General features: G+C 59.2%; 1 protein-coding gene. It reads right to left on the reverse strand.

Annotated elements, in window-relative coordinates; all coding sequences use genetic code 11:
* Window positions 1-277 (reverse strand): hypothetical protein (locus tag SB765_RS29390; RefSeq protein ID WP_410932455.1); only part of this gene is annotated, 277 nt, incomplete at both ends.

Below are 277 nucleotides of genomic sequence, written 5' to 3' on the forward strand. Positions count from 1 at the left end.
GCTGGCGAAGCACAGATCGATGACATTGGTGGTTGCTTGGGAGATACCACACTCAGCAAGCTCCGTGCGAACTGCTGCCGCACCTTCGGCCTGCAATAGCATTTCCCAGCTAAGGTGCCGAAGCATGGCCGCTACTCGAGTCGCAATTTCAGATTCGCTCCGCCGCGCCGCTTCATCGCGTGCTAACTGCAGAAGGTCATGTCGGGACTGCGCCATGCACGCATGACCAAAGCGGAGCAAGGACTCATCCGGCACTGTGCCGAGCGCACCGGTGAAT

Origin of the sequence: Pseudomonas sp. SIMBA_067 (assembly GCF_046534675.1) — a bacterium.
Taxonomy (GTDB): Bacteria; Pseudomonadota; Gammaproteobacteria; order Pseudomonadales; family Pseudomonadaceae; genus Aquipseudomonas; species Aquipseudomonas putida.